Origin of the sequence: Pectobacterium fontis, assembly GCF_000803215.1 — a bacterium.
Taxonomy (GTDB): Bacteria; Pseudomonadota; Gammaproteobacteria; order Enterobacterales; family Enterobacteriaceae; genus Pectobacterium; species Pectobacterium fontis.
In genome coordinates this window covers 1-1,539 of record NZ_JSXC01000102.1, presented here as the reverse complement: position 1 = coordinate 1,539, position 1,539 = coordinate 1, and the positions used below count along the sequence as shown (strand labels likewise).

Here is a 1,539-nt window from a genome sequence, read left to right as displayed (position 1 = left end):
CTAAATGATGATTTATCGCTGTATTGTTGGCGATTTTGTCATCCAATAATTTTAGTGTGCGTCCTATTTCGATTTGCTCAGAAAATGGTGGCACAGATATTTCAAGCGAATGTATATGATTTCGATTAAGCGTAGGGACAGCACTCCCTCCGGAAAAATTGCCTAAATCTAGCGTTTTCAGCAAGTAATACACAAACACGGGATCAGAGTTTTTAAATTCTTTAACATAGAGAGTCGTGTTATGTGACCAACTTTGGCCATATACGATAAAAGGGTTACCAGTATTGCCACTTCGTCCTACCGTGACTGAAGGAGCCTCTGTCGTGTATTCGTTGTGATACCCAATTATCCCGTTAGATCCAACAACAGGATATTCACCGCATATCATTTTGATTTTTGGTAGATCGTGCCCCCGTTGAAATGTCAGGACGTCTCCGAGTAAACAAGCTTTCCAACCATCTATAGACATAATTTTCTTATCCAATAAATTTCCTGTGCGAATTTTTAACATTCGTCTGGTTAACCATGGCGTAGTGCATCGTCGTATCGATCTTTACATGACCAAGCAATCGCTGTACCTGCTCAATGGGCATGCCTTTGTCAATGGCTCGGGTAGCGAGGGTACGCCGGAACTTATGCGGGTGAACCTTGTGCATATCCGCCCGTTTGCCTATTTCCCGCAGCCGCGTCTCCACGCCACCGATAAGCAATCGTTCGCGAGGCAGTGTCAGCGACACGAATAATGCAGGATTGTTATCTTTACGTGCATCAAGGTAGTTCAACAGGTGGATTTTAGTTCGGGCGTCAAAGTAGACCACTCGCTCGCTCCCCCCCTTGCCGAACACCACACATTCCCGTTCGTGGAAACCGATATCCTCACGGTTTAACTGTACTAGTTCGCCGACACGCATGCCCGTTGAAGCCAGTAGATCGATCATTGCCAGATCGCGGATTTCCTCACAGGCATCGCGAAGCAGTTCCAAGCTCTCGTCGGAAAAGGTTTCTTTAATAGTTTTCTCCGTTCTGATCTTGTGGATACGCCGCACGGGGCTTTTAAGAATATAGTCTTCATCCTCTAACCAGCCGAAGAAACTACTAAAAATGCGGCGCATATTGTCAATAGTCACTTTGCTGGAGTTTCGTGCTTTCTGGTAGTTCGCCAGATAGTTGCGAAGATCGTCCGTGATGATCTCTCGGACTGGTTTTTTTACTGCTTTGAGCATCGTGCTAACAGTAGAATCATAATATTTGAGCGATTTTTCTGAACAGCCTTCGATACGTTTTGCAGAGATAAACACATTCAGCAACCCATCATTTCCAACAGTTTCCTGATCGTCAGGGATCCGACTTGCCGTGATGTCAACATTGTGCATGTGATATGTCAGCACACGGCGTAGTCCGTCTAATTGTCGCTGTGTCAGTATCGCCGCCATATTTGCCTGTATTTCCGTTATTAGCTTGTCCTTCATCATCTCACCTACCGCTGGATCAAAATATGAGTTTATGCGCAGACAGTAGGATCGATAAATCATCATTTAG

The 1,539-nt window shown here is 45.0% G+C and carries 2 protein-coding genes; both read right to left on the bottom strand.

Going from position 1 to position 1,539, the window contains the following annotated elements:
- The coding region (locus tag OI69_RS19605; protein WP_200886939.1) for a restriction endonuclease subunit S at positions 1-484 on the bottom strand (484 nt) is incomplete at its 3' end.
- Positions 477-1,472 carry a site-specific tyrosine recombinase/integron integrase gene (gene xerA, locus OI69_RS18775; RefSeq protein WP_235319741.1) on the bottom strand — a complete coding sequence of 332 codons (996 nt, stop codon included), beginning with the start codon at positions 1,470-1,472 and terminating at the stop codon, positions 477-479. The genes OI69_RS19605 and xerA, both read right to left, overlap by 8 nt.
- Positions 1,473-1,539 lie beyond the last annotated feature (67 nt).

Coding starts and splice junctions, on each gene's coding strand:
- xerA (WP_235319741.1), bottom strand. CDS start 1,472: ATGATGAAGGACAAGCTAATAACGGAAATACAGGCAAATATGGCGGCG.